Origin of the sequence: Kribbella sp. NPDC051586 (genome assembly GCF_044453965.1) — a bacterium.
Taxonomy (GTDB): Bacteria; Actinomycetota; Actinomycetes; order Propionibacteriales; family Kribbellaceae; genus Kribbella.
Window position 1 is genome coordinate 503,845 of the sequence record NZ_JBITDF010000006.1, and the last position, 26,596, is coordinate 530,440.

Consider the following 26,596-nt stretch of genomic DNA (forward strand, 5'->3'; position numbering starts at 1 on the left):
GATGTCAAGGGCATGACGGCACAAATCCGCAATCGTTTGCATGCGGGTGATCGTCTGATCGCAATCGTTTGCACTGAAGTCTTGCCCCGAGCTCCTGGACGGTGGTTACCTAGCCTCCATGCCCTTGCGCCCACTCCCCCTCGGCAGCACGAAGCTCAACGGCGGATTCTGGCCGGCCCGGCAGCGCGTCAACCGGGACGCGACCATCCCCGCCGCTGCCGAGCGGCTCGAGGAGGTGGGCACATTGTCGAACTTTCGCCGCGCGGCCGGCTCGGAGCCTGGCGGGTTCGAAGGAAAGCTCTTCGCCGACACCGACGTCTACAAATGGCTCGAGGCGGTCGCCTGGGAGCAGGCCCGCGAGCCCTCTGCCGAGCTCGCCGCCTGGCAGGCCGGTGCAAGCGAGTTGGTCGCTTCGGCGCAGGAGCCCGACGGGTATCTCAACACCCATACCCGCCTTGCGCTCGACGGTCAGCGGTACGGCGACCTGGAGAAGGGCCACGAGCTGTACTGCGCGGGCCACCTCCTGCAGGCCGCCGTCGCGCAGGTGCGGGCGACCGGGGATCGCACCTTGCTCGACATCGCCTGCCGGTTCGCGGATCACCTGTGCAAGACATTCGGGCCGGGTCGGCTCGAAGGCGTCGACGGTCATCCGTTGATCGAGATGGCGCTCGTCGACCTCTATCGCGAGACCGGCACAGCGGCGTACCTCGAGCTGGCGTCGTACTTCGTGGAGGCCCGCGGGCGCGGGACGCTCACTCCCCCGGGTCACCACGGGCCGGCATACTTCCAGGATCACCTGCCGGTGCGCGAGGTGCGGACGATCGCCGGTCATGCGGTGCGGGCGCTCTACCTCGCGGCCGGCGCGACCGATGTGGCGGTCGAGACCGGCGACGACGAGCTGCTCGAGGCGTTGCGGGCGACGTGGCAGACGATGGTCGATTCGCAGATGTACTTGACTGGTGGTGTCGGCGCGCGGTGGTACGGCGAGGCGTTCGGTGACCCGTTCGAGCTGCCGCCGGACGCGGCGTACTGCGAGACGTGTGCCGCGATCGCGAGCGTGCAGTGGAGCTGGCGGTTGCTGTTGGCAACGGGTGAGAGCAAGTACGCCGACCTGATCGAGCGGACGCTCTACAACGCGGTGATCTCCGGTGTCTCGCTGGCCGGAGATCGGTTCTTCTATGTGAACACGTTGAAGGTACGGGCCGGAGCGTTCGCCGACGATCAGCGGTCGGCGGTGGGTGGACGGCAACCGTGGTTCGGTACTGCGTGTTGTCCGCCGAACGTGATGCGGACGTTGTCGTCGCTGGATCAGTTGGTGGCGACGGCGGACGATGACGGTGTGCAGGTGCAGCTGTATGCGCCGGCGTCGGTTGCCGTCGACCTGCCGGTCGGGCGGGTGGCGTTCGAGGTGGCGACGGAGTACCCGTGGCAGGGGACGGTGCGAGTGCGGATCACCGCAACCCCGAACGAGGCGTGGACGCTAGGACTTCGGATCCCGGCGTGGGCCGACAGTCACCGCCTGACCATCAACGGTGTGGATGGACCGCTTCGGCGGGTCTGGTCGGTGGGTGACGAGGTCGTGCTCGAGTTGCCGGTGGCAGCCCGCCGTACGCGGGCCGACGACCGGATCGACTCGGTGCGCGGGTGCGTCGCGATCGAGCGTGGGCCGCTGGTCTACTGCTTCGAGCAGCAGGACCACGACGTCGTACTCGACGAGACGGCGGTCGTCGCGGGTGAGCTGGTCGAGCGGGAGCGGCCGGACCTGCTGGGCGGGGTCACGACGGTCGAGGCGCCCGGACGCGATGAGCCGCTGACCGCGATCCCGTACTACGCGTGGGCGAATCGGACGGTCGGCCCGATGACCGTGTGGATCCGGGAGGCCTGATGAACTACTGGGAAGATCCAGGTCCCGGGTACGGCGTGCTGCCGGCGCGGGCCGCCGTACGGTCGGATGCTCCCCGGTTGAGCCTGAACGGGCAGTGGCGGTTCCGGTGGTCCCCCACGGTGCCCGCGGCCGGCTTCGAGGCGGTGGACTTCGACGACTCCGACTGGGATTGGTTGCCCGTGCCGTCGTCGTGGCCGATGCACGGTCACGGGAGTCCGGCGTACACGAACCAGAAGTATCCGTTCCCGGTGGATCCGCCGTACGTGCCGGACGAGAACCCGACCGGCGACCATCGCCTCGTGTTCTCGTTGCCGTCGTCGTGGAGCGGGCCGTCGGTGCTGCGGTTCGACGGCGTCGACTCGTGCGCCCGGGTGTGGCTGAACGGGGTCGAGCTCGGGGTGACGCGGGGCTCGCGGCTGCCGGCGGAGTTCGCGGTCGGTGAGGTGCTGCGGCCGGGGCGGAACGTGCTGGCGGTGCGGGTGCATCAGTGGTCGTCGGGGTCGTATCTCGAGGACCAGGACATGTGGTGGTTGCCGGGGATCTTCCGCGACGTCACGCTCATCTCGCGGCCGGTGGACGCTGACGTCTTCGTGCACGCCGACTATGCCGATGGCGCCGGCGTGTTGATGGTCGAGTCTGTGCCGGGCGCGACGGTGCGGATCCCTGCGCTGGACGTTGCGGTGCCGTGCGGGGAGACCGTGACGATTCCGGGCGTCGAGCCTTGGTCGGCCGAAGTGCCGCGGTCGTACGACGCGGTCGTGGAGCTGCCGGGTGAGCGGGTGTCGGTGCGGATCGGCTTCCGGACCGTGGAGATCGTCGACGGGGTACTGCGGGTCAACGGGCGGCGGATCGTGTTCCGTGGGGTGAATCGGCACGAGCACGATCCGGTGTTCGGTCGCGCCGTTCCGTACGAGCGGATGCGCGAGGAGCTGCTCGTGATGAAGCGGCACAACCTCAATGCGATCCGGACGAGTCACTACCCGCCGGACTCCCGGTTGCTGGAACTGTGCGACGAGCTCGGGTTCTGGGTGATGGACGAGTGCGACTATGAGACCCACGGGTTCTTCCTGCTCGACTGGCGCGGAAATCCGGCCGACGATCCGCGCTTCCTGGACGCGTCCCTGGACCGGATGCGGCGAACGGTCGAGCGGGACAAGAACCATCCGTCCGTGGTGATGTGGTCGTTGGGCAACGAGGCCGGCGTCGGGTCGAACCTCACGGCGATGGCCGCCTGGACGCGTGACCGGGATCCGTCCCGGCCGCTGCACTACGAGGGCGATCTGTCGTGTGCGGATGTGGACGTGTACAGCCGGATGTATGCCTCGCATGCCGAGGTGGAGGCGATCGGGAAGCGTGCGGAGAAGCCGCTCGAGGATCCTGTGCTGGACGCGCGGCGGCGGGCGATGCCGTTCGTACTGTGTGAGTACTCGCATGCCGGGGGCAACGGTCCTGGCGGGTTACCGGAGTACGAGGAGCTCTTCGACCGGTACGAACGGTGCCAGGGCGGGTTCCTGTGGGAGTGGATGGAGCACGGCATCCTGCGGGCGGACGGTTCCTACGGGTACGGCGGCGACTTCGGCGAGGAGCTTCACGACGGGACGTACGTCCTCGACGGTCTCGTCTTCCCCGACCTCACGCCGCAGCCGGTGCTCGCCGAGGTCCACAAGGCCTACGAGCCGATCCGACTGACGATCGCCGGCGAGCTGTTGACGATCACCAACAGGTACGACGTGCTCGACACGGCACACCTGTCCCTCCAGTGGACGCTTGCCGACGAAGGCGAACCCGTCGACCACGGCACGCTCGACCTCCCGGTCATCCCGCCCGGCGCCTCGACAACCCTCGAACTCCCACAGCTTCCCGCCTCCCCGAACCGCTGGCTGACAATCCGGGCAGTCCTCGCGACCGACACCACGTGGGCGCCCGCCGGCCACGAGGTCGCCTTCACCCAATCCCACCACCCCGCTCCCCACCCCACGCCCCACCCCACGCCCCCCACGCCCGCCACGCCCGCTCCTCCCGAGTCCCGTCTCAGGGGCCAACCCCGCAGTTTGTGGGTTGTCCCTGCGGGATCCCAGGGGGCAACCCACAAACTCAGGGGTCAACCCCTGAGACGGGATGGCGGCATTCGGATCGGGGCGGCGCGGTTCTGCGGCGGGACCGGGCGGCTGGTCGGGCTGCGGGGGTGGGACGTGGAGCATGTGCCGCTGGAGTTGTGGCGGGCGCCCACTCAGCACGATGCGCGGACGTGGGACGCGACGACGCTGGACCGGAAGTCGCGGTGGGCGAACGCGGGCCTGGACCGGCTGCGGTACCGAACCGTGTCGGTCGACGCCGACGGTGACGAGCTGGTCGTGGTGACGATGGTAGGTGCGGCGGCGACGGATGCCCGGGTGTTGACGACGTACCGGTGGACGTCGGACGGGGACAACCTGACGGCGGACGTGGAGATGGAGCCGCTGGGTGAGTGGACGGTGCCGTGGGCTCGGGTGGGCGTGACGTTCGGGGTACCACCCGGGTTTCACAGCATGACGTGGTTCGGGCTGGGGCCTGGGCAGGCGTATCCGGACTCGCGCGCGGCGGCCCGGGTCGGCAGGTACACGTCCACGATCGACAACCTCCAGATCCCCTACCTCTACCCACAGGAGAACGGCGCCCGCGCCGACGTCCGCTGGGCCGAGCTGTCAGGCACCGCCGGAAGGCTCCGCCTCACAGGCGATCCACACTTCGCGCTGACGGTACGCCGTTGGACGATCGCCGACCTCGCGGCCGCCGAACACCCAGCAGACCTCCACCCGAGCGACAACGTCTGGATCACCCTGGACGCTCTGCAGCACGGGCTGGGCAGTCCGACCAGCGGAGCGCCGATCCTCCCACCGCACGACCTGCAACCGAAGACGCACCGCTTCAGGTTCAGCTTGGGAGGCTGAGCCACGTCCCGGCGAGCGGCTGTTGCCCGACTCCCGGCTTCGACCAGTCGCAGACCCCGCCGCGGAAGATCGTCCGCAGCCGCATCCATTGCGCGTCGGTGAAGCCCGGGTACTCCGACCGGACCGGCGCCCGCAGCTTGCACTTGATCACGTCCGCGGCCACGCCCGCCCCGGCCACCTCCCGCGGGAACGACGCCGACGGGAACAGTTGCTCGCACTGCGACGCCGGATCCCGGTTCAACGGCTGCGCGATGAACTCCGAAGGACCCCGGCACCCTTCGACCAACTCATCCGGCTTCGCCGCGACGATCTTGTCGATCCGCGGTCGCGACGTCCCATCGGCATCCAGCACAGTCAGCCAGCGATCCATCGAGTCGACCGCATGCTGCAGCAGCGGGCTGTCCGTGCTGAACAATCCGTACTTGGCGTCCTCGAGCAGACTCACCTGGTTCGCCGCCGTGCCGTTCGCCTTCTCCAGCCGCGCCCGCATCGAGAACGTGTGGTACCGGACGTGGATGTCGCCGTACGACTGGGTGTCGAAGTACGCCCGGTAGTCGATGATCGGCACCTCCTTCAGTCCTCCCCCGCCGCTGGTCAGCCGCCCGGTCCGGTACGCCGTACGCACCGCCTGCGGATCCGCGACGGTACGCGCCGGCACCAGGTTCGCATCCGCGTCGAACCCGCCGATGTGCTCGTTCAGATCGAGGAACTGCGACGGCGTGATCACCCCGGACTTCAGCACGCCGAGGCCGTACTGCACGCCGACGTTGTCCAGCGGCCGTCGTACGAACCCGGTCACCGGATCGGCGCCGTACACATTGATCGCATGGTCGAACACATCGCACCGCACGCCGCGAGGGTTCGCAGCCGGGTCGTAGCGGTGGGCCGCCGGGACGATGTCGCAGTTGCGCCGCGGGTCGATCCGGTTCGCGCTGACCGCCATGCTCGGCAGCGTCGCGTACGTCGCGAACCCGGCCACCTGCCGCTTCTGCTCCTGCGTCCACACAAGGCTCGACCTGTTGAAATACGAGTCCAGCAGCCACGAGTCGCTGATGAACGAGATCGTGCCGAATCCGACCTCCGGAAACGAGCACCCGACGACGATCCCGTCGAACATGCCCGGGTAGTTGTCGGTGATCTGATGCGCTTGGTACGACCCGCCCGAGCACCCGAAGCCGACCGTGTACTCCGGCCGCCCGTAGTGCTCGACGAACAACTCCTTCGTCATCATCGCCGACTCGGCCGCGGTCAGATCGTTGCAGTTCTGCCCGAAGACGTTCAGCGACGACGACATCAACGCGTACCCACGCCGCAGCAGGAACGGATCCGTCACCCCGCCGGTCGTCGCCCCGGACCGGTACCACCCACCGGCGCACCCGCCGCCGAGTGTGAAGATGGCCCGCCCGTTCCAGCTCGACGAGCGCCGGGCCGGCGTCGGCGCGGCCTCATGCAGCGGATCGTGCAACATCGTCGTCTGTACGACGGCGCGGTTCGCACTCCCCGTCTCCATCCGCACGATGAACGGATCACCCGCGTCCGTCGTCGCGAGATCGGCCGGGTACGACGTCGTACCGGCCGGCCACGGAGCCCACTGCCCCGCGGTCGTCCGGTAGAAGTAGTCGACCCGCGGCGCGACCGTGCAGTCTTTGTCCAACGGCGCGCCGAGCGTCCCGCCGATCACCGGGATCGCGAAAGCCGCCGTCTCGCACACGAACGGCTGCTCGTGCGGCCCCGAGAACACCGGGCCCTGCCGCGGATAGTTGCGCACGTCAAGCGTCGTACGCCGGTTCCCCGTCTCGGCCCGGAGCACGTTCGCTCCAGGTCGCAGGCCCTCGACCAGCCCGGTCAGACCGTCGCCGTCGGCGACGAACACCGACGACACGTCCTTTCCGTTCAACGTCACCCGCGCCCGGTCGTCGTCCCCGGCCGGTACGACGACGTGCACCAACGCATCGCCACCGGTGACCGAGGACGGGCGGCCGGACAGGATCTCGAGCTTCACCTCCCGCGACGCCACGGCCGGAACCGCGGGGAGAACGAGTGCGCTGGCAAGCAGGACGACGGCCAGCCGTACCGGTCGGGAACGGATCACAAGTCCTCCAAGATCAGCTGACATCCAGCATCATCGGTTCAGTCGCGGTGGGTGCGGATCTCTTCGGGCCAGGCCAGCGGGATCTTCAGAGTGTCCGCCAGCAGGCGCTGGTAGTCGGCCAGATGGCCGGGATCGTTGCGGACCCTGTGTGGTGGGAGGCCTTCGGTCAGGCAGAAGCCGACCAGTGCGCCGACCGCCTCGCCGATGCTCCATTCGACCGGGTGCAGGCGGTAGCAACCATTGGTGATGTGCGTCGTGCCGATGTTCTTGTTCGCGGGCAGCAGGTTGCCGACGCGGACCGGGATCAGCGCGCCGAGCGGGATCTGGAACGGGTACGCCTCGATGTCGACGTAGTTGCGACCCGCCGTACTCGGGTGCAGATCGATCCGGTACCGACCGAGCCCGACGGTGTCCGCGAACACCTCGCTGCCCGCGCCGTCCGGCCGCGCCTCCACGCCGACGTGCTGCTCGAGAACGGTGAACTCGGCCTGGATGCGGCGCGATTCCCGGATGTACGGCGCCTTGGCGAGCCCGTCCGCCGTACCGGTGACGTCCGGACGCAGGCGCAGACCGGGGTAGCCGCCCTCGGTCTGCATCCAGTAGAGGAAGGACAACGACAGGTCCCGGCTCGCGGCCAATGCCTCCGCCGCGCCAGGACCGCCGAGCAGGGGCTGCTCCCAGTAGTCGAGCTGCGGCCAGTTCACCACCGTGACGTCCGGGATCGCCTTGTCGACAAAGTTGCTGCTAGCAAGGATCTGCCGGTAGCGCCAGAGCGAGAACGGCGCCCGGCGGTCCGGGTTCGCCTCGAGCAACTTCCACTCCCGCTGCTCGAGCGTCACCGGTACGACGTTCGTCCACGACAGCTGCGGCCCCGGCCAGAACGGCGCGACGTGGTCCCGCCAATGCTCATACCCCGCCGGCCGGTCGATGGTGTGGTCCTCCCCCTCACGGTGCTCCAGCGCGAAGCACCACGAGAACGCCTGCTGATCAAGGGGATCCGCGACCTCCGGCGCATGCAGCTCGCCGGTCTGATCGTGGCCCTCGGCACCGATCACGTGCTCGACGCCGCCCAGCTCCAGCAGGTCGCCCAGCTCGGTCGCGTCGACGACGTACGTCGCGGTCACCGTCAGCTCGTCGCCGCTGCGCAGGCCCCGGAGCGTCACCGCCTCGATCTCGTCACCGTTCGCGTGCACCGCGATCGACTCGTGTTCCAGGTACATCCGGAGCCGACCGGAGGCCCGCCACGGAGCGAGCATCTCCTCCAGTACGGCAGCGGCCACGCGCGGTTCGTGGCAGAACCGGCTGACCACGCCGCGCCCCGGATCGAGCAACGGATCGGCAGCAGCCTCGGGCGTCAACGGATAGTTCCGGCGGTAGTAGTCCCGGATCCGGCGGCGGAGTTCGGCGTACCCGGTCGCGGCGTACTGCTCGATCCACGGGTGCTCGTCCGGCGGGACCAGTTGGCTGGTCAGCTGTCCGCCCAGCCAGTCGGTCGGCTCGGTCAGTACGACATGGTGGCCCAGTCGCACCGCGGTCAGCGCAGCAGCGACCCCACCGAGTCCGCCGCCGACGACCAGCACATCTGTCTCGAGCTCCACCCGTTCACTCCTTTGCTCGAGGCGCGGCGACGGTTTCGCCGGCCACCAGATCACAGGCCACCAGCTGGCTGGCCGGTTCGTCGTCCGGGTTCTCGACCCGCGCCACCAGGGCGTCGATCGCGATCCGGCCGATCTCCTTGCGCGGGACGACCAGGCAGTCCCAGCGGTGCCCGGGCTCGTCGCCGGATCCCTCCAGGAGGGCAACGGACACGTCCGCCGGGATGCTCAGCCCGCGCGCTGCCAGGCCGGTCCGCAGCTGCTCGGCCAGTCCGAGGTGCTCGGCAACTACCGCGGTCCCCGGTCCGGACGCCAGCTCGTCCAGCCACTGCTCGGTCAGCTCCGGCTCGCCGCGGAACCCGGGCGAGCGGTCGTACAGACCGAGCCGCTCGATCGCGTTGCGATAGCCGGCCCGGCGATCGGCGTACGCCTCCTGCTCGATGCCCGAGCGCACGTACGCGAAGTGGCGGTGGCCGCGCTCGGCGAGCGAGGTGACGATCCGGTCGGCGGCCGACACGTAGTCCGGGACGATGCACGGGATGTTCGCGCCGGCGACCTCGCGGCGGCCGATGTGAACGAACAGGTACCCGTCGCGCCACAGCCGGGCCAGCTCCTCGCGGTCGGTCGCGGCACCGAGCAGCACCGTGCCATCGGCGAGGTTGAGCCGGTTGGTGCCGTCGCGATAGATCCGGCGGCGGCCGTCGCTCGTCCCGGTCGAGGTGAACAGGACCAGGTCGTACCCGATCTCCTCGGCGCGCTCCTCGATCCCGAGCAGGAACTCGAAGTAGAAGTCCTCGCGGGCGTGCGGGAACACGGCCTCGAAGGTGTGGACGCCGAGCAGCCGGTTGCGCTTGTTGCGGAGGTTCCGGGCGGCGGCGTTCGGGACGTATCCGAGCTCCTTCACCGCGGCCCGGATCCGCTCCTGGGTCCCCTCCGGGATCCGGTCGAGGTCCCCGCTGACCACGCGGGACACCGCGGACTGCGAGACACCCGCGAGCCGGGCCACGTCGGATTGTCTTGGCGCTTGCATGCTTTCCACCTGCTCGGTCCGGGGGCTGGAGGCTGCGCGCTCATACGTATGCGCAGTCCAGTATGTCAAGACCGGGACGGCTCGGCAACGACAATCCGGGGATGCTGTCCCGCGACGGCGAGCTCGTAGACAGCGTGGACCCGCCAGCCGCGACCGAGCTGCGCGACCTGCTGCGGGCCGAGGATCGCGACCAGCACCCCGTCGAGTGCCTCCCGCCACTGGCGGATGTACGGCGTGAGGTCGCCGATCGGCAGCCGGTGATCCCACGGCGGATTCGTGATGATCCGATCGGCTGTCACGTCCAGCCGACCCGCATCACGCCGGCGCCACAGCACAGCCCCCGCGCCGATGCCCGCCTCCCCCACGTTCGCCTTCGCCGCGTTCGCCTTCGCTGCGTTCGCCTTCGCCGCGGCGATCGCGCCAGGGTCACGGTCGCAGCCGACGTACGTCGCCCGCGGCTCGATCGCCCGTGCTTCGAGCAGCAGCGTCCCGGCGCCGCAGAACGGATCGAGCACGCGGTGACCTGGCGCGATCCCGGCGAGCCGTGCCATCGCGGCAGCCACCGGCGGATGCAGACTCCCCCGCACGGTCCGCTCCCGCCATGCCCGCCGATGCAGCGGTACGGCGTACGGCCGCATCCCGACCCACAACGTCTTCCCGTCCAGCACAACCCGCCACTCGGATCGCTCAGCCGGGGGCACCCCACCATCCCGACGCGAGTAGTACCGCCCACCGAGCCGAGCCCCGACCAGGTCCTCGATATCGAACCGGTTGAAGTTCCGCGCACCCACGAACGACGCAGTGACCGCGAACGCACCCCGCCCCGACGGCAACTCCAGCGACCGGACCGCCGCAGCCAACCCATCCTTGGTCCGCCCAGGATCCGTCACAGCCGCCTGAACGACGAACAGATCGTCCGCCAACCGCGGCGGACCACACAGGACCGAAGCCCCCTCGACAACCAACTGCCGCTTGGACACCTCGACCACTCGATGCCCCGCCGCGACCACTTCCTCGGCCGCCAGTCCTTCCAACCCCGCAACAGTCCGCACCAGCACCCAGTGCATGGAGAATCTCCCGGATAGCACCCGGGAACAACCAACCGGTCACTCCCGCATCGCTGACCGCGGGAAACCTCGAACAGGCCAGCGGAAGCTAGCCCACGCGGAAGAAGTAAGTCTCCATGCCGGCGATCCTGGCACACAGGCGGCGAACTACCCACCGAATTTCCGCTGTGCCCTTGAGTAATGAACTCGCATGGTTTTAATGTCGGGATCCCCGCCCCGGAGGTTGCTCGTGCCCAGACAGCTGTCCTGGATCGCCCGGCGAGCCCTGCTCGTCACCGCTCTGCTTCTCGGACTCTCCCCGATCGCTCCCGCGCAGGCGGCCCCCACGCCGACGGTGGTGGCCCAGGCCCCGTCACGCGGCGCCGAAGTCGTCGCGGTCAAGCAGGTCGCGGACCGGCTGACCGACCTGACCGTGCGCTCCCAGGCGCTCGGCGGCCGCACGGTCAACGTCCGGCTGCTCACACCCGACGGCTGGAATCCCGCTGACCGCAGCCAGCACTGGCCGACGTTCTGGCTGCTGCACGGCTGCTGCGGGGACTACACGTCCTGGTCCGGCACGGACATCGCGACGATCCCGAGCTTGCGCAAGGTCCTCGTCGTCATGCCCGAGGCCGGCTGGAACGGCTGGTACAGCGACTGGTGGAACTACGGCGCCGGCGGCGATCCGGCCTGGGAGACGTTCCACACCGTCGAGCTGGCACACCTGCTAGAACACGGCTGGGGCGCGAGCTCGAACCGCGTCGTGGCCGGCCTGTCGATGGGCGGCCAGGGAGCCCTGCTGTACGCCGCCCGGCATCCCGGCATGTTCCGCGCGGCCGCGGCGTACTCCGGCTCCGCGCATCCGCTGCTGAACGACGAGTCGATCAACCGGATCATGGGATTCTTCGCCGGGCAGGGTAACGACCCGCTCCGCGTCTGGGGCGACCCCGTCGCGCAGCGCTCGATCTGGGCGGCGCACGATCCGTACTATCTGGCCCACCGGCTCAAGTCACTGCCGGTCTACCTGTCCTGTGGCGACGGCACCGCCGGACCGTTCGACCCACCCGGGAAGACCGACGCGCTGGAAGCCGACTTCAACCGCCAGAACCACGCCCTCGCCGCCGAACTCCGGCAACTCGGCGCCAAGCACCTCACCACCAACTTCTACGGCCCCGGCACGCATGCGTGGGCCTACTGGCAACGCGAGCTACACGCCTCGCTGCCGATGCTGCTCCAGGCCCTGCACGTGAATCAGAGGTAGGTCTGGGTGCTGGGAGGTGCCGACTCCATCCAGGCCAGGACGCCGGTGAGGGCTTCTTCGGTCATGGCGAAGTGGACGGTGCGCTCGCGCAGGTCGGCGTCGACGATCACGTGGCCGGCGTACGTCACGAGGGGCTCGTTGCCCATCGGGCGGCGGGTGGAGATGCCGTCGAGCTGGCGGCGGTTCACGACCAGCTTGGGCCACCAGGCGAGGCTGAAGACCCGGAACCACTGCAACTCGTCGCCGACGTAGCGGGCCAGGCCGAGGGCCCAGCCGCGGCCGTGCTCCTTCTCGGCGAGCTGGAGGCTGCAATCAAAAGTTCCGCCGTCCCTGGACAACCAGCGACGGCGGAACGCGACAAGCACGATGAACAGCACGGCGGCAAGCAGACAGACCCCGACGACATCGAGGACTGTCCTCATGCGTTTGCCAACCTCATTTCCGGTGCCCGACCCCGGGCACCCCGGAGAACCGTACTGTCAGTGACGACGATATTTGATTATGGCAGGGAGTTCAGGACGTCTGCTCGGCGGCCCGGACTCTGGCCTCGGCGAGTCGCACCTCGTCGGCGTCGGCGTCGGGCAGACCCGCCGCCAGTGCCTCCTCGAGCTCGCGCCGGGCCTCTTCCAGGTCGATGTCGTGACCCATCTCGGCGTTCTCGGCCAGGATCGAGACCCGGTCGTTCGCGACCGAGATGAACCCGTCCGGCGCGGCCGCGACGAAGAACTCGCCGTCGACGGTCCGCACCTGGACGGTGCCGCCCTGCAGCAGGCCCAGCAGCGGCGCATGGCCGGGCAGGATGCCGACGTCGCCGTCCGTGGTCCGGGCGATGACGATCTTCGCCTCCCCCTGCCAGACCGTCCGCTCGGCGGCGACCAGCGCCACCTCCAAGTGGTCAGCCATCTCAGTTTTCCTTCTGCAGCTCGGCCCACTTGCGGTCGACGTCCTCGAGCGAACCGACGTTGAAGAACGCCTGCTCGGCCACGTGGTCGTACTCGCCCTCGGTGATCTTCTTGAACGACTCGATGGTGTCCTTCAGCGGGACCGTCGAGCCCGGGATGTTGGTGAACTTCTCCGCCATGTAGGTGTTCTGGGAGAGGAACTGCTCGATCCGGCGCGCCCGCGCGACGGTGATCTTGTCCTCCTCGGAGAGCTCGTCGACACCCAGGATGGCGATGATGTCCTGCAGTTCCTTGTTCTTCTGCAGGATCTGCTTCACCCGGACAGCCACGTCGTAGTGCTCCTGGCCGATGTACTGCGGGTCGAGGATCCGCGACGTCGAGGTCAGCGGGTCGACGGCGGGGTACAGACCACGCGACGCGATGTCACGCGACAGCTCGGTGGTCGCGTCCAGGTGCGCGAAGGTGGTCGCCGGCGCCGGGTCGGTGTAGTCGTCGGCCGGCACATAGATCGCCTGCATCGAGGTGATCGAGTGACCGCGGGTCGACGTGATCCGCTCCTGCAGCACACCCATCTCGTCGGCCAGGTTCGGCTGGTAACCGACGGCGCTCGGCATCCGGCCGAGCAGCGTGGAGACCTCGGAACCGGCCTGGGTGAACCGGAAGATGTTGTCGATGAACAGCAGCACGTCCTGCTCGGCGACGTCGCGGAAGTACTCCGCCATCGTCAGCGCCGACAGGGCGACGCGCAGCCGGGTGCCCGGCGGCTCGTCCATCTGACCGAAGACCAGCGCGGTGTCCTTGAAGACGCCGGCCTCTTCCATCTCGTTGATCAGGTCGTTGCCCTCACGGGTGCGCTCACCCACGCCGGCGAACACCGAGGTGCCGCCGAAGTTGTGCGCGATCCGGTAGATCATCTCCTGGATCATGACGGTCTTGCCGACGCCCGCACCGCCGAACAGGCCGATCTTGCCGCCCTGCACGTACGGCGTGAGCAGGTCGAGCACCTTGATGCCGGTCTCGAGCATCTCGGTCTTGGACTCGAGCTGGTCGAAGGCCGGCGCCTTGCGGTGGATCGGCCAGCGCTCGGTGATCTCGAACTCGGACTCGTCCTGGCTCAGGCACTTGCCGGTCACCGACCAGACCCGGCCCTTGGTGACGTTGCCGACCGGCACGGAGATCGCCGCGCCGGTGTCGCGCACCTCGGCGCCGCGGACCAGGCCGTCGGTGGGCTTCATCGAGATCGCCCGGACGATGTTGTCGCCGACGTGCAGCGCGACCTCGAGGGTGATCGTCTGGGTGGTGTCGCCCAGGGTGATGTCCACCTCGAGCGCGTTGTACATGTCGGGCATCGCGTCGGCCGCGAACTCGACGTCGACGACCGGGCCGATCACCCGGGCGACGCGACCGATGCCGGTGGCACCCGCCTCGTTGTTCTTCTCGGTAACCGTGGCAGTCATCTCTCTCACTCGCTCCCGGCGTTCGCGTCGGCCAGCGCGCTGGCGCCACCGACGATCTCGCTGATTTCCTGGGTAATTTGGGCCTGGCGGGCCTGGTTCAGGTCCCGCGTGAGGCTTTCGATCAGGTCCTGCGCGTTGTCCGTCGCCGACTTCATCGCGCGCTGCCGGTTGGCCAGCTCGGACGCGGCCGCCTGCAGCATGCAGTAGTGGATCCGGCTGGCGACGTACTTCGGCAGCAGCCCGTCGAGCACCTCTTCGGCGGACGGCTCGAACTCGTACAGCGGCAGCACGTCGTCCGCCGCCGGCGTCTCCTCGCCCTCGACGACCTCCAGCGGCAGCAACCGGATCACGTCCGGACGCTGGGTCAGCATCGACACGAACCGGGTGAAGACGATGTGGATCTCGTCCACACCGCCCTCCTCGGTCGGGGTCAGGAAGGTCTCGATCAACGCGTCGGCGATCTCCCGGGCCCGGGCGAACGACGGCGAGTCGGAGTCACCGGTCCACGACTGCGCGACCTCGCGCTGCCGGAAGGCGTAGAACGCGACGCCCTTGCGACCGCTGATGTACGGGACGATCTCCTTGTTGTCCTCGCGGAGCAGCTGGTTCAGCCGCTCCCCCTCGCGGATCACGTTGGCCGAGTAGGCCCCGGCCTGACCGCGGTCGGAGGTGATCAGCAGGACCGCGGCCCGCTTCGGGTTCGGCTTCTCGGTGGTCAGCGGGTGGTCGACATTCGAGAACGTCGCCACCGCCGACACGGCACGGGTGAGCTCACGCGCGTACGGACCGGCCGCCTGGGCGCGCTGCTGCGCCTTGACGATCCGGGACGCCGCGATGAGCTCCATCGCGCGGGTGAGCTTCTTGATCGTCGAGACCGAGGCCTTCCGGTCGCGAAGCTCCCGCAGGGTGGCCGGCATCGGTCAGCCCCTCTTCTGCTTGACGATCTGCTCCTGCTCGACGTCGTCCTGCTCCATCGCCTCGGCCTCGGCCTCGGTGCCGAGCAGGGTGCCCTCGGAGGTCTGGAACGTCGGCTTGAACGAGTTCAGCGCCTCGGTCACGGCCTGGGCCGAGTCGTCGTCGAACAGCCCCGACTCCCGGATGCTGTCGAGCACCTTGCTCTCCCGGCGCAGGTAGTCCAGGAAGTCGCGCTCGAAGCGCAGTACGTCGTCGACCGGGACGTCGTCGAACTTGCCCGTCGTACCGGACCAGATGGAGACGATCTGCTCCTCCACCGGGTACGGCGTGTACTGCGGCTGCCGGAGCAGCTGGACCAGCCGCTGGCCCCGGTCGAGCTGCCGGCGGGACGTGGCGTCGAGGTCGGAGGCGAACATCGCGAACGCCTCCATCGCGCGGAACTGGGCCAGGTCGAGCTTCAGCGAGCCGGACACGTTCTTCATGCCCTTGACCTGCGCGGCGCCGCCGACCCGGGAGACCGAGATACCGACGTCGATGGCCGGGCGGATGTTGGCGTTGAACAAGTCCGACTGCAGGAAGATCTGGCCGTCGGTGATCGAGATGACGTTGGTCGGGATGAACGCCGACACGTCGTTGGCCTTGGTCTCGATGATCGGCAGACCGGTCATCGAGCCGCCGCCGAGCTCGTCCGACAGCTTCGCGCAGCGCTCGAGCAGACGGCTGTGCAGGTAGAACACGTCGCCCGGGTACGCCTCACGGCCCGGCGGGCGGCGCAGCAGCAGCGACATCGCGCGGTACGCCTCGGCCTGCTTGGTCAGGTCGTCGAAGATGATCAGGACGTGCTTGCCCTGGTACATCCAGTGCTGGCCGATGGCCGAGCCGGTGTACGGCGCGACGTACTTGAAGCCGGCCGGGTCGGACGCCGGGGAGGCGACGATGGTGGTGTACTCCATCGCGCCGGCCTCTTCGAGGGCGCCGCGGACCGACGCGATCGTCGAGCCCTTCTGGCCGATGGCGACGTAGATGCAGCGGACCTGCTTGTCCGGGTCGCCGGACTCCCAGTTCGCCTTCTGGTTGATGATCGTGTCGACCGCGATCGCGGTCTTGCCGGTCTTGCGGTCGCCGATGATCAGCTGGCGCTGGCCGCGGCCGACCGGGATCATGCCGTCGATCGCCTTGATGCCGGTCTGCAGCGGCTGCCGGACCTCCTGGCGGTCCATCACGCCGGCCGCCTGCAGCTCCAGCGCGCGGCTGCCGTCGAGGTCGGTGATCTCGCCGAGGCCGTCGATCGGCTTGCCCAGCGGGTCGATCACGCGGCCGAGGTAGCCGTCGCCGACCTCGACCGACAGCACCTGCCCGGTCCGGCGGACCTGCTGGCCCTCGTCGATCCCGTCGAACTCACCGAGCACGACGACGCCGATGTCGCGGACGTCGAGGTTCAGCGCGATCCCGCGGGTGCCGTCCTCGAACTCGAGCAGTTCGTTGGTCATCGCCGAGGGCAGGCCCTCGACGTGGGCGATACCGTCACCCGCGTCGACGACGGTGCCGACCTCTTCGGCGGACGTCTCGGCCGGTTGGTACTCGTTGACGAACTGATCCAGGGCGTCCCGGATCTCCTCCGGCCTGATCGTGAGCTCAGCCATCTCTATATCCTGCTTCCTTGACCTTGCTGGCCTGTTGTCTGTGAGCCGTCAGCCCGCGATGCGCCGCTGCGCGTCGTCGAGCCGGGCCGCGATGGTTCCGTCGATCACTTCGTCGCCGATGTCCACCCGGACGCCGCCGACCACACCCGGGTCGACGATCACGTTCAGCTGGATCTGCCGGCCGTACTGCCGGCTGAGCGCGTCGGCCAGCCGGGTGCGCTCCGCCTCCGACAGGTCGGTGGCCACCCGCACCGTCGCGATGCTGGCGTTGCGCCGGGCCGCCGCGGCGACCTGGTAGGTCCGCATCGACGCCGCGAAGCTGCGGCCCCGCCCGTCCACGGCGCGCTCGGCCAGCCGGACCGTGCTGGCGTCGGCCTTGTCCTGCAGCAGTCCGCGGATCAGCTGCTGGCGGTGCTCGACCGGGATCACCCGGTCGCCCAGCTTGTCGGCCAGCGCCCGCTCGACGGCGACCACCCGGTCCAGCCGGAACAGCTCGTCCTCGACCTCGTCCAGCTTCCGCCGGCTGTCGGCGTAGGCCACCTCGGCCTCGACGCTCAACTGGTCCAGGGCGTCACCGAGGTCGCGCCCGCTGACCCAGCGGCCGGACACCGCGGTGGACAGGATCTCCAACGCCTGGGCGGAGATCTTGCCGCCGAACAGCTGCCGCGCCAGAGCGGTCTTGGCGTCGGTCGGACGGGCCGGGTCGGTCAGGGCCCGCCGGAGCGAGCCGTTGCCGTCGACCAACTTGGCGATCGAGAACAGCTCGCCACCCAGCGCCTCGGCCGGGCTCGCACCCGCCAGGGCCTCCTCGGCCCGGGCGAGCGACTCGTGCGACGCGCCGCGCATCAGCTGTCCGTTCCGACGGCCTGACGAGCCGACTCCGACTCCTCCAGCTCGGCCAGGAAGCGCTCGACGGTCCGGCGCTGGCGCGCCTCGTCCTCGAGCGACTCACCGACGATCCGGCCGGCCAGGGTGGTCGCCATCGTGCCGACCTCGCTGCGCAGCGAGGCGACCGCCTGGGCCCGCTCGGCGTCGATCTGGGTGCGCGCGTGCGTGACGATCCGCTCGGCCTCGGCGTTCGCCTGCTCGCGCATCTCCGCGATGATCTGGGCGCCCTGTTCGCGGGCGTCCTCGCGGATCTTCGCAGCCTCCTGGCGGGCCTCCGCCAGCTGCGCGTTGTACTTGTCCAAAGCAGCCTTCGCCTCGGCCTGGGCCCGCTTGGCATCTTCCATGCCGCCTTCGATGGCCGCGGTCCGATCGGCGTACGCCTGCTCGAACTTCGGGACGACGACCTTGGCGAAGAGGATGGCCAGCAGGACCAGGAAGACGAAACCAAAGATGATCTCTGGGGTGTGCGGCAGCAGCGGGTTCACGTCCTCACCGGCTGCCTCGCTGAGCGGTAGCACCAACGTCGTCATGTCTGCGTCCTGTCAGTCAGTCCGGAAGGGGGTCAGCTGGCCTTGAAGACGAAGGCGAGCGCGATACCGATGATCGCCAGAACCTCGGTGACGCCGAAGCCGATCCACGCGATCGACTGCAGCTTGCTCTGGGCCTCCGGCTGACGCGCGGTGCCGTTGATGACGGCAGCGAAGATCAGACCGACGCCGACGCCCGGGCCGATCGCGGCGAGGCCGTAGCCGAGGACTGCGATGTTGCCGGCAATCTCGAGAGCCATTTCAGGTGTTTCCTTTCGGTACGGATAGGGACTATCCGGGTTTCCGTTACTACGGGTCTATGGAGGGGTGCTGCGGATCAGTGCTCGTCGGCGATGGCGCTGCCGATGTACTGCGCGGTCAGGATCACGAAGATGTAGGCGTGGATGCACTGGACGAACAGCTCCAGCCCGGCGATCGCGAACCCCATCAGGAAGGTGATGACGCCGACGCCGGCCAGGGCGATGCTGTCGGACTCGAACACCATGTACTCGCCGCCGAGCACGAACACCAGCAGCAGGATGTGGCCGGCGAACATGTTCGCGAACAGCCGCAGGCTCAGCGAGATCGGCCGGACCAGGATGTTCGAGATGAACTCGATCGGGATCATCAGCCACAGCAACCACCACGGCACGCCGGCCGGCATGGTCTGGAGCTTGAGGTAACCGAGGACGCCGTGCTTCCTGATGCCGGCTCCGTTGTAGATCACCCACGTCATCATCGCGGCCACGTAGGCCCAGCCGGCGTGACTGAAGGTGGGGAACTGGATCAGCGGGATGCTGGCGGCGACGTTGTTCGCCAGGATGAAGAAGAACAGGCCGCACAGGTAGGGCACGTACTTCATGTACTCCGCGCTGCCGATCGCGTCGCGGGCGATCGAGTTGCGGACGAAGTTGTACCCCAGCTCGCCGGCGAACTGCAGCCGGCTCGGGACGATCGCGGCCTTGCGGGACGCACCCCAGAAGAACCAGATGATCACGACGACGGACAGGGATGCCACCAGCACAGGCTTGGTGAACCAGTCCACGCCGTCGATGATCGGCGGAGTGTCGAAGCTCTGTGGACCGGGTGGGATGAACTCGGTCGGAACGCCGGTAATCACCGGGTCTCCTCTCGCGTCGTGCTCAAGTCGGACGCCTTGTAAGTAAGGGCAGGGCGGCTCAGGGCATGGCGGTCAACAACGTCAGACCCGGTGCGGATCAGGCCGTGCCCCGAAGGGTTCAGGACTTTCCGTACCGGAAGTGCAGCATCAAGATGGTGAGCCCGGCACCGAGGACGATGCCCACCGGAAGCAAGAACTGGGTGCCGAAGAGGCGATCCAACCCGAACCCGATGCCCCCGTAGACCAGGACACCGCCGATCAAGTAGGACAGGACCCGCCAGCCGTCGGCCGAATTGTTCGGTGATGGCTTCGGATCCTGATGCTCGCTCATTGGCACCCGAAACGTACCAGTTGGCGACAGATGCGGTCACATCGGGCCCCGTAATCTCCACCACAGCAGGGCGGAGCACGATGAAGAACTCGCTGCGCTCGTTCGAGCCGTTACCTACGGTGCTCATGCGGTCACCTCTTTGTCGAGGTCGTAGATCGGCACGCGGAGCCGGGACCAGGCCCAGATCTCGCCGGCCATCCAGCCCATCACGACGACCAGGGCGACCAGGCCGAGCACGGTCAGATTCACGTGCCTGGCCAGGCTGTCCGAGCTCAGCGCGATCGCGAGCAGACCGCCGAAGAACGCGATCCGGCCGGTGTACGACGCCATCGCGACGGCGAGCTGCATGGTCGGAGAAGTCTTGCGGGACAGGTGCAGCGCGAACAGCCCGGCGCCGGAGAAGACGATCACCATCAGCAGGCCGAGCAGTGCGCCCCAGAGTCCGGCCAGACCGGCCGCCACAGTGGACACCGCGGTCGCGTTGACTCCGACGACGAGTGCGGCGATCAGCGCGCCACGCAGCATTGCCAGCGCCGGGTGCTTTGTCGCTTGTCCGGCGGGTTTCGGGCTGTTGTCCGTGGGAGCCATCTGGTGGTTCCGTCCTGCTGGCGAAAGCTGGTCTCGCGGCCAGTTCGTCGGGTGGGCGGGGTCAGGGGTGTCGCTGTTATTTGCTGGTGCTTGTGAAAACTAGCACAAAGTCTGCGCTGTCAGCAAAACGAGGTCCCCTGCCGCTGTACAGCCACACCTTATCGGTATGCCAGGCAGGCGAGTGGTCTGGTGGCCACACGCGGGGATCAAACCTTGGCGAGCGGTTTCCGGGAACGCCTCGGGAGACCGGTCGTGAGCACCACCGCGGCGACCGCGACGGCCAGCACGACCAGGGCCGTCCACCAGGTCAGCACGAGCCCGAGCACCACGACGCCGTACGCGATCAGGCCGGTCCACAGGTACATCAGCAGGACGGCCCGGCGGTGCGAGTGGCCGCGCTGCATCAGGCGGTGGTGGAGGTGCTGCTTGTCGGCCGCGAACGGCGACCGGCCGGCCTTGGTACGGCGGACGTAGGCCATCGTCAGGTCCAGCGCGGGGATCGCGAGGATGGCTATTGGCAGGACCAACGGAAGCAGCGCGGGCAGCAGGCTCGAGCCGCCGACCTCGTACGGGACCGCGTTCGGGTCCATCTGGCCGGTCAGGCTGATCGTCGACGCGGCCAGCATCAGGCCGATCAGCAGGGCGCCGGAGTCGCCCATGAACACCCGCGCCGGGAAGAAGTTGTGCGGCAGGAAACCGAGGCAGGCGCCGGCCAGCGCGACCGTGATGAGGGTCGAGGTGGTGGCGCGGTCGAGATTCTCGTGCACGTTCAGCAGGTAGGAGTAGATGAAGAACGCGGTCGCCCCGATCGCGGTGACGCCGGCCGCGAGACCGTCCAGGCCGTCGACGAAGTTCACCGCGTTGCACGACACCAGCAGGATGCCGGCGGTGAGCACGGCCAGCTGCGCGGGCGACGGCGAGATCACGCCGCCGGGCAGCGGGAGCCAGTACAACTGGATGCCTTGGACAACGAGTACGCCGACCGCGAGGACCTCGCCGGCCAGCTTGGTGATCGCGTCCAGCTCGTACAGGTCGTCGACCACGCCGACCGCACAGATCACCACGCCGCCGACCAGGATGGCCCGGGCGTCGTGCGCGACCTGCAGGCTGTTGCCGAGGAACGGCAGGCTGGAGGCGACCGCGAACCCGGCGATCAGGCCGCCGAGGATGGACAGGCCGCCGAAGTACGGGATCGGGACCTTGTGCACGTCCCGCGCCCGGACCTTCGCGACCGCGCCGTACCGCAGCGCGATCTGCCGGGCCACGCCGGTCAGCAAGAAGGTCGTGGCCATCGCCACGAACAGGACCAGCAGGTACTCGCGCACTAGACCATGGCTCCTGACTCCACGCCGTAGCGAGCAGGTACTCGGGGTGGTAGCTCGGCGTGCGAGGGCGAAGGGTTAGATGCGGAGCATCTTGCCCTTTGCACTCGTGCGGCGAGATGCCGCGCCGAGTGCCGCGCAGTAGGCGTGGAGTCAGGAGCCATGGTCTTAGTCCGCAGGCCTCACATCAGGATCGGTCGGCTTGTCATTCTCATCCTTTGACGCCTCGACCGGCTCTTCAGTTGGCTCGGGTTCGGCCGGCTCGGGTTCGGCCGGCTCGGGTTCGGCCGGCTCGGGTTCGGCCAGCTCGGGTTCGGCCGGGTTGGCTTCGTCGTCCTGGGCGGATACCTCGGGGACGACGGCGCGCAGTTGCTCCAGCGTGAGCGCACCGAGGCGCACGACCCGCGGGGTGTCGCCGGTGATGTCGACGATGGTGGACGGCTCGCCGCCGCTGACCTGGCCGCCGTCGAGGTACACCGCGACCGACTCCTGCAGCTGCTCCTCGGCGTCGTACACGTCCATGGCGGCCGGCTGCCCGGACTTGTTGGCGGAGCTGACCGCGAGCGGCCCGGTCCGGGACAGCAGTTCGCGGGTGTTCTCGTGGTCGGGCACCCGGAGCGCGACCGTCCCCTGCGTCTCTCCCAGGTCCCACATCAGGGAGGTCTGCGCGTGGCAGATCAGCGTCAGCGGCCCGGGCCAGAACTCCTGCGCCAGCTTGCGGCCGTCGTCCGGCACGTCGGTGGCGAGCGCGTCCAGCGACTCGACCACCGAGATCAGCACCGGCGGCGGCATGTCGCGGCCCCGGCCCTTGGCGTCCAGCAGCCGCTGGACGGCATCGGCCTTGAAGGCATCCGCGGCGATGCCGTACACGGTGTCGGTCGGCAGCACGACGAGGTCGCCGGCCTCGATGGCGTCCACAGCCGCGCGGTACGCCGGTGCCAGTTCGTCCCCGCTGAAGTCGAAGCGCTCACTCACGGGGTGAATCGTGCCACTCCCGCGGCCCCCGACTCCAACCGGGCTGTTCCTTACACCTGATTGTCAGCTTTCCGGCCATCGAAGCGACACATTCCCTAGGATCCCGGACATGACTGAATTGAATTGTCGCGACTCCGTCGCGACGGGTCATGGGGCTGTGACTCCCGGCCTTCCCTCGTCGCTCCGGTCGCTCCGCTCCCTCCACTCCTCAGTCCAGGCCGGGAGGCCCCATGACCGTGTCGCGTGAGTTTCTTGCTGGGTTGCCGAAGGCCGAGTTGCACGTCCACCACGTCGGGTCCGCGTCGCCGCGGATCGTCGCCGAGCTCGCTGCCCGGCACCCGGGGTCGCCGGTGCCGGCCGACCCGGGCGCGTTGACGGAGTACTTCAAGTTCAGCGACTTCGCGCACTTCATCGACATCTACCTGTCGGTCGTCGAGCTGATCAAGACGCCGGAGGACGTGCGGCTGCTGACCTACGAGATCGCCCGCGAGATGGCCGAGCAGCAGAACCTGAGGTACGCCGAGCTGACCGTCACGCCGTACACCTCGGTGGTGCGCGGGATCGCGGCCGAGGCGTTCTGCGAGGCGATCGAGGACGCGCGGGTAGCGGCCGAGAAGGAGTTCGGCCTGGTGCTGCGGTGGATCTTCGACATCTCCGGCGAGGCAGGGATCCCGGCCGCCGACGAGACGTTGCGGATCGCGACCAAGATCCGTCCGGAGGGTCTGGTCGGGTTCGGTCTGGGCGGGCCGGAGATCGGCGTACCGCGGCCGCAGTTCCAGCCGCACTTCGAGGCGGCGATCGCGGCCGGGCTGCGCAGTGTCCCGCACGCGGGCGAGACGACCGGGCCGGAGACGATCTGGGACGCGGTCCGGTTGCTGAAGGCCGAGCGGATCGGCCACGGTACGTCGACGATGCAGGACCCGGCGCTGGTCGAGTACCTGCGCGAGCACCGGATCCCGTTGGAGGTCAGCCCGACGTCGAACATCGCCACCCGCGCGGTCGCGTCGTACGACGTCCATCCGCTGCGCGCGATGGTCGACGCCGGACTCGTGGTCACGATCAACTCCGACGACCCGCCCATGTTCAGCACCGATCTCACCAACGAGTACGTCGTCGCGTCGCGGCTGCTCGACCTGGACGCGGTCGGTGCGGCCGAGCTGGCGAAGACCGCTGTGCGGGTGTCGTTCGCCGAGGACGCGGTGAAAGACTCCCTGCTGACGGAGATCGACGCCTACGTGGAGCAGAACAAGGAGTAGCTGCCAGACTATGCGCCGTGACGGATGACCTGCGGCTGGACCTCTTGGGCCCGCTGCGTGGTTGGTCCGATGCCGGTCGGCTCGACCTCGGGCCGATCCGTCAGCAGAGTCTGCTCGCCGTCCTGGCGATGCGGTCGAACCAGGTGATCTCCGCCGACGAGCTGGTCGAGCTCGTCTGGAGTGACGCGCCGCCGTCGACCGGCGCCAAGATCGTTCCGCCGTACATCTACCGGCTGCGCAAGTTGCTGCCGGAGGGCGTACTGGTGCACACGCGGGACGGGTACAGCCTGCGGCTCGCACGGGACGCGCTGGACCTGGATCGGTTCGAGACCTTCGTCAGTGCGGCGCACCGGTGCCGGGACAAGGACGACGCGGCGGCGAAGCTGTCGGAGGCGCTGGAGCTGTTCACCGGCGAGCCGTTGAGCGGGCTCGCCGGGCATTACCTCAGCGTCCAGCGCCACCGGCTGACCGAGCGCCGACTGAAGGTGCTGGCCGAGCGGATCGAGCTGGACCTGCAGCGGGGCCGGTACGGCGATCTCGTGCCGGAGCTGGTCGCGCTGGTGGAGGAGGACCGGCTGCGGGAACAGTTCGCCGGGCAGCTGATGCTCGCGTACTGGCGCAGCGGCCGGATCTCCGCGGCCCTCGAGACGTACACCCGGACGCGACACGAGCTGATCGAGCAGCTCGGCGTGGAGCCCGGTCCGGAGCTCCGCGCGATCCACGACCGGATCCTGCAGAACGACGAGCCGATGTCCCGGCCGGCGGTGCGTGACGAGCTCCCGTACGACGGTGCGGCGTTCGTCGGACGTGATGACGTACTGAAGCAGGTGGTCGACGCACTGCGTACTGCGGGCCCTGCGGTCGTGGCGATCGACGGTATGGCGGGCGTTGGGAAGACTGCGCTCGCCGTGCGTGCCGCACGACAGTTGGCCGAGGTGTATCCGGACGGTCGGCTGTTCATCGATCTGCACGGGTACACACCGGGACACGAGCCGGTGTCCGCGTTGCAGGCGCTGGATCGCCTGCTGCGCACGCTTTCCGTTCCCGCTGACCACATCCCGGCCGATCTCGAGGAGCGGGCTGCGCTGTGGCGATCTGAGTTGGCAGGGCGGCGCATCCTCGTCGTACTCGACAACGCGCCGGACAGTGCCGCAGTACGGCCCCTGCTGGCCGGTGGTCCGCGGTGTGGCGTGCTGGTGACGAGTCGGCGGCAGTTGACCGGCCTGGACGCCACTGCGCGGCTGGCACTCGACGTACTGCGGCCTGAGGACGCACGCGAGTTGCTGGCCGAGATCGTCGGACCGGACCGTGCTGGTGAGCCAGGCGCTGCCGCGGAGGTGGTGAGCCAGTGCGGCTATCTGCCGTTGGCGATCCGGGTCGCTGGTTCACGGCTGCGGCATCGGCCGAGCTGGACGATCGAGCACCTGTCCAAACGACTCGACGCCGAGGACAGGCGGCTCACCGAGCTCAGCACGGACAGCGGTGGGGTCTCCCCCGCGTTCGCCTTGTCGTACGAGCATCTGCCGACAGACCAGCAACGCCTGTTCCGGCTGCTCGGTGCGATGACTGGTCAGGACGTCGAGATGTACGCCGCTGCGGCACTGGCCGATGTCGATGCGGTGGAGGCCGAGGCCCTGCTGGAGAAGCTCGTCGACGCGAATCTGCTGCTGCAGCTACGCCCTGGGCGCTTCCAGTTCCACGACCTCCTGCGGCAGTACGCACGGACGCTGACGCCGGAGCCCGACGCAGTACGGCGTTTGCTCGACTACTACCTCTACGCGACCGCGGAGGCTAGTGCGGCGATCTTCGGCAGTCGGCTGCACCCGCTGCCGGATCCACCGCCGGTCAGGGTGCCTGCGTTCGACTCTGCCGCCGACGGACTGGAGTGGATCGACGCCGAGGGTGCGAATGTGCTGGCGACGATCCGGTTCGCGGAGTTCTCGCCGGAGCATGCCTGGCGGCTCGGTCTGGCGGTGGCGTCGTGCTTCTTCCAGCGTGGCCGGCTCTACGAGATGGACGAGGCGCTCCAGCACGCGCTAGATGCGGCAGAGGGTGACGCAGAGGCAGAGTCCCGCGTGCTGTTGGCGATCGGCAGCCTCGGGCGCTACCGCTTCGGAGCTGAAGAAAGTCTGCGGATGCTGCAGGAGGCGCGGGACAAGCTTCCGGAGAGCGCTGATCTGACGCTACGCGCACGGTTGCTCGCATCGATCGGCTACAGCTTGGTGAAGCTGCGCCCGGACGACCACGCGCTCGCCGTACTGGACGAGGCCCTGGACGTGTCCCGGCAGGCCGGCGATCCGAGCATCGCGGCGCGGGTGCTGGCCTACCGCGGGGTGATGTACACCGACCGGCTGGAGTTCGCGCAGGCGCTGACGGCGTACCAGGAGTCGCTGGCGCAGGGCGATCCCGGCGTACAGCCCGAGGTGCTGAACGGGATCGGTGAATGCCTGCTGGAGCTGGGCCGCGTCGACGACGCCATCACGGCACTAACGACGGCGCGCGACCGCGGGATCGAGCGAGGGTCCGACTACAGCCTGATTTACACCTACGCCTTCCTCGGTACGGCGTACGCGCGGCGACGGCAATGGACCGACGCGGTCGAGGTCGGGCGTCAGGCACTGGAGCTGGCGCTGGACAGCGACTCGACACACTCGCAGCAGAACGCATACCTGCGGCTTGCGGAAACCCTGCTGGCCAAGGGCGATCTGGCGCAGGCCCGTCCGCATTTCGCACGTGCGTTGGAGCTCGCTCTGGACGACGGACAGGAGTCGGTGGTCGAGCGCGCTGCCGCCGGGCTGGACCGGAGCAGTCCGGCCGCTTGAGTGTGGTTGGC

The 26,596-nt window shown here is 68.7% G+C and carries 22 protein-coding genes; 5 read left to right on the top strand and 17 right to left on the bottom strand.

All coding sequences use genetic code 11. The features are described 5' to 3' along the window. Window positions 1-118: 118 nt before the first annotated feature. Both ACIA58_RS40335 and ACIA58_RS40340 read left to right on the top strand, forming a co-directional pair. Window positions 119-1,885, top strand: a complete 1,767-nt coding sequence (locus ACIA58_RS40335) for a glycoside hydrolase family 127 protein (protein ID WP_396409156.1) — start codon at window positions 119-121, stop codon at window positions 1,883-1,885. After that, the gene (locus ACIA58_RS40340) at window positions 1,885-4,815 is read left to right on the top strand and encodes a glycoside hydrolase family 2 TIM barrel-domain containing protein (protein ID WP_396409157.1); all 2,931 of its coding nucleotides are present in this window, start codon (window positions 1,885-1,887) and stop codon (window positions 4,813-4,815) included. The genes ACIA58_RS40335 and ACIA58_RS40340 overlap by 1 nt, the downstream gene beginning before the upstream one ends. On the opposite strand, the gene ACIA58_RS40345 is transcribed toward ACIA58_RS40340, so the two are convergent. The 4 genes from ACIA58_RS40345 to ACIA58_RS40360 all read right to left on the bottom strand — a co-directional run bounded on the left by ACIA58_RS40345 (window position 4,799) and on the right by ACIA58_RS40360 (window position 10,599). After that, a complete protein-coding gene (locus ACIA58_RS40345) occupies window positions 4,799-6,907 on the bottom strand; it encodes a DUF6351 family protein (RefSeq protein ID WP_396409158.1) in 2,109 nt (702 codons plus the stop codon). The genes ACIA58_RS40340 and ACIA58_RS40345 overlap by 17 nt on opposite strands. 38 nt (window positions 6,908-6,945) lie before the next feature. After that, the gene (locus tag ACIA58_RS40350; RefSeq protein WP_396409159.1) at window positions 6,946-8,505 is read right to left on the bottom strand and encodes an FAD-dependent oxidoreductase; all 1,560 of its coding nucleotides are present in this window, start codon (window positions 8,503-8,505) and stop codon (window positions 6,946-6,948) included. 4 nt (window positions 8,506-8,509) lie between these two features. After that, window positions 8,510-9,532, bottom strand: a complete 1,023-nt coding sequence (locus ACIA58_RS40355) for a LacI family DNA-binding transcriptional regulator (RefSeq protein WP_396409160.1) — start codon at window positions 9,530-9,532, stop codon at window positions 8,510-8,512. A gap of 65 nt (window positions 9,533-9,597) precedes the next feature. Then, complete coding sequence (locus ACIA58_RS40360; RefSeq protein WP_396409161.1) at window positions 9,598-10,599, bottom strand: methyltransferase domain-containing protein; 1,002 nt, start codon at window positions 10,597-10,599, stop codon at window positions 9,598-9,600. 229 nt (window positions 10,600-10,828) lie between these two features. On the opposite strand from ACIA58_RS40360, the gene ACIA58_RS40365 reads away from it, so the two are divergent. Then, entirely contained in the window at window positions 10,829-11,839 is a 1,011-nt protein-coding gene (locus tag ACIA58_RS40365; RefSeq protein WP_396409162.1) for an alpha/beta hydrolase, read from the top strand. Here ACIA58_RS40365 and ACIA58_RS40370 read toward each other — a convergent pair. The 13 genes from ACIA58_RS40370 to ACIA58_RS40430 form a co-directional block, all read right to left on the bottom strand. Next, window positions 11,830-12,261 (bottom strand): DUF2550 domain-containing protein, encoded by a 432-nt coding sequence (locus tag ACIA58_RS40370; protein ID WP_396409163.1) that lies wholly within the window; start codon window positions 12,259-12,261, stop codon window positions 11,830-11,832. The genes ACIA58_RS40365 and ACIA58_RS40370 overlap by 10 nt on opposite strands. A gap of 91 nt (window positions 12,262-12,352) precedes the next feature. Beyond that, complete coding sequence (locus ACIA58_RS40375) at window positions 12,353-12,742, bottom strand: F0F1 ATP synthase subunit epsilon (protein ID WP_396409164.1); 390 nt, start codon at window positions 12,740-12,742, stop codon at window positions 12,353-12,355. Window position 12,743: 1 nt separating this feature from the next. Further along, window positions 12,744-14,198, bottom strand: a complete 1,455-nt coding sequence (atpD, locus tag ACIA58_RS40380; protein ID WP_396409165.1) for a F0F1 ATP synthase subunit beta — start codon at window positions 14,196-14,198, stop codon at window positions 12,744-12,746. Between the two features lie 5 nt (window positions 14,199-14,203). Beyond that, on the bottom strand, window positions 14,204-15,115 hold the full coding sequence (locus ACIA58_RS40385) for a F0F1 ATP synthase subunit gamma (RefSeq protein WP_396409166.1): 912 nt from the start codon (window positions 15,113-15,115) through the stop codon (window positions 14,204-14,206). Window positions 15,116-15,118: 3 nt separating this feature from the next. Continuing rightward, on the bottom strand, window positions 15,119-16,756 hold the full coding sequence (gene atpA / locus ACIA58_RS40390; RefSeq protein WP_396409167.1) for a F0F1 ATP synthase subunit alpha: 1,638 nt from the start codon (window positions 16,754-16,756) through the stop codon (window positions 15,119-15,121). A 48-nt stretch (window positions 16,757-16,804) separates the two neighbouring features. Next, entirely contained in the window at window positions 16,805-17,602 is a 798-nt protein-coding gene (locus ACIA58_RS40395; RefSeq protein ID WP_396409168.1) for a F0F1 ATP synthase subunit delta, read from the bottom strand. Continuing rightward, window positions 17,602-18,174 carry a F0F1 ATP synthase subunit B gene (locus tag ACIA58_RS40400; protein WP_396409169.1) on the bottom strand — a complete coding sequence of 191 codons (573 nt, stop codon included), beginning with the start codon at window positions 18,172-18,174 and terminating at the stop codon, window positions 17,602-17,604. Before ACIA58_RS40400 ends, ACIA58_RS40395 begins: the two co-directional genes overlap by 1 nt. A 32-nt stretch (window positions 18,175-18,206) precedes the next feature. Then, complete coding sequence (atpE, locus tag ACIA58_RS40405) at window positions 18,207-18,431, bottom strand: ATP synthase F0 subunit C (protein WP_130448646.1); 225 nt, start codon at window positions 18,429-18,431, stop codon at window positions 18,207-18,209. Between the two features lie 77 nt (window positions 18,432-18,508). Continuing rightward, a complete protein-coding gene (atpB, locus tag ACIA58_RS40410; protein WP_396409170.1) occupies window positions 18,509-19,291 on the bottom strand; it encodes a F0F1 ATP synthase subunit A in 783 nt (260 codons plus the stop codon). Window positions 19,292-19,409: 118 nt separating this feature from the next. Further along, window positions 19,410-19,622, bottom strand: a complete 213-nt coding sequence (locus ACIA58_RS40415) for a hypothetical protein (protein ID WP_396409171.1) — start codon at window positions 19,620-19,622, stop codon at window positions 19,410-19,412. A 123-nt stretch (window positions 19,623-19,745) separates the two neighbouring features. After that, on the bottom strand, window positions 19,746-20,210 hold the full coding sequence (locus ACIA58_RS40420) for a hypothetical protein (RefSeq protein WP_396409172.1): 465 nt from the start codon (window positions 20,208-20,210) through the stop codon (window positions 19,746-19,748). 206 nt (window positions 20,211-20,416) lie between these two features. Beyond that, on the bottom strand, window positions 20,417-21,535 hold the full coding sequence (locus ACIA58_RS40425) for a glycosyltransferase family 4 protein (RefSeq protein WP_396409173.1): 1,119 nt from the start codon (window positions 21,533-21,535) through the stop codon (window positions 20,417-20,419). 165 nt (window positions 21,536-21,700) lie between these two features. Continuing rightward, window positions 21,701-22,507 (bottom strand): L-threonylcarbamoyladenylate synthase, encoded by an 807-nt coding sequence (locus ACIA58_RS40430; protein ID WP_396409174.1) that lies wholly within the window; start codon window positions 22,505-22,507, stop codon window positions 21,701-21,703. A 230-nt stretch (window positions 22,508-22,737) separates the two neighbouring features. On the opposite strand from ACIA58_RS40430, the gene ACIA58_RS40435 reads away from it, so the two are divergent. Both ACIA58_RS40435 and ACIA58_RS40440 read left to right on the top strand, forming a co-directional pair. Beyond that, complete coding sequence (locus tag ACIA58_RS40435) at window positions 22,738-23,763, top strand: adenosine deaminase (protein WP_396409175.1); 1,026 nt, start codon at window positions 22,738-22,740, stop codon at window positions 23,761-23,763. A gap of 17 nt (window positions 23,764-23,780) precedes the next feature. Continuing rightward, window positions 23,781-26,585 (top strand): BTAD domain-containing putative transcriptional regulator, encoded by a 2,805-nt coding sequence (locus ACIA58_RS40440; RefSeq protein WP_396409176.1) that lies wholly within the window; start codon window positions 23,781-23,783, stop codon window positions 26,583-26,585. Window positions 26,586-26,596: the final 11 nt, after the last annotated feature.

Bases quoted from the DNA above. Each gene is read 5' to 3' on its own strand.
- ACIA58_RS40335 (WP_396409156.1), top strand. From the start codon at position 119: ATGCCCTTGCGCCCACTCCCCCTCGGCAGCACGAAGCTCAACGGCGGA.
- ACIA58_RS40340 (WP_396409157.1), top strand. From the start codon at position 1,885: ATGAACTACTGGGAAGATCCAGGTCCCGGGTACGGCGTGCTGCCGGCG.
- ACIA58_RS40355 (WP_396409160.1), bottom strand. From the start codon at position 9,532: ATGCAAGCGCCAAGACAATCCGACGTGGCCCGGCTCGCGGGTGTCTCG.
- ACIA58_RS40360 (WP_396409161.1), bottom strand. From the start codon at position 10,599: ATGCACTGGGTGCTGGTGCGGACTGTTGCGGGGTTGGAAGGACTGGCG.
- ACIA58_RS40370 (WP_396409163.1), bottom strand. From the start codon at position 12,261: ATGAGGACAGTCCTCGATGTCGTCGGGGTCTGTCTGCTTGCCGCCGTG.
- ACIA58_RS40375 (WP_396409164.1), bottom strand. From the start codon at position 12,742: ATGGCTGACCACTTGGAGGTGGCGCTGGTCGCCGCCGAGCGGACGGTC.
- atpD (WP_396409165.1), bottom strand. From the start codon at position 14,198: ATGACTGCCACGGTTACCGAGAAGAACAACGAGGCGGGTGCCACCGGC.
- ACIA58_RS40385 (WP_396409166.1), bottom strand. From the start codon at position 15,115: ATGCCGGCCACCCTGCGGGAGCTTCGCGACCGGAAGGCCTCGGTCTCG.
- atpA (WP_396409167.1), bottom strand. From the start codon at position 16,756: ATGGCTGAGCTCACGATCAGGCCGGAGGAGATCCGGGACGCCCTGGAT.
- ACIA58_RS40395 (WP_396409168.1), bottom strand. From the start codon at position 17,602: ATGCGCGGCGCGTCGCACGAGTCGCTCGCCCGGGCCGAGGAGGCCCTG.
- ACIA58_RS40400 (WP_396409169.1), bottom strand. From the start codon at position 18,174: ATGACGACGTTGGTGCTACCGCTCAGCGAGGCAGCCGGTGAGGACGTG.
- atpE (WP_130448646.1), bottom strand. From the start codon at position 18,431: ATGGCTCTCGAGATTGCCGGCAACATCGCAGTCCTCGGCTACGGCCTC.
- ACIA58_RS40415 (WP_396409171.1), bottom strand. From the start codon at position 19,622: ATGAGCGAGCATCAGGATCCGAAGCCATCACCGAACAATTCGGCCGAC.
- ACIA58_RS40420 (WP_396409172.1), bottom strand. From the start codon at position 20,210: ATGGCTCCCACGGACAACAGCCCGAAACCCGCCGGACAAGCGACAAAG.
- ACIA58_RS40435 (WP_396409175.1), top strand. From the start codon at position 22,738: ATGACCGTGTCGCGTGAGTTTCTTGCTGGGTTGCCGAAGGCCGAGTTG.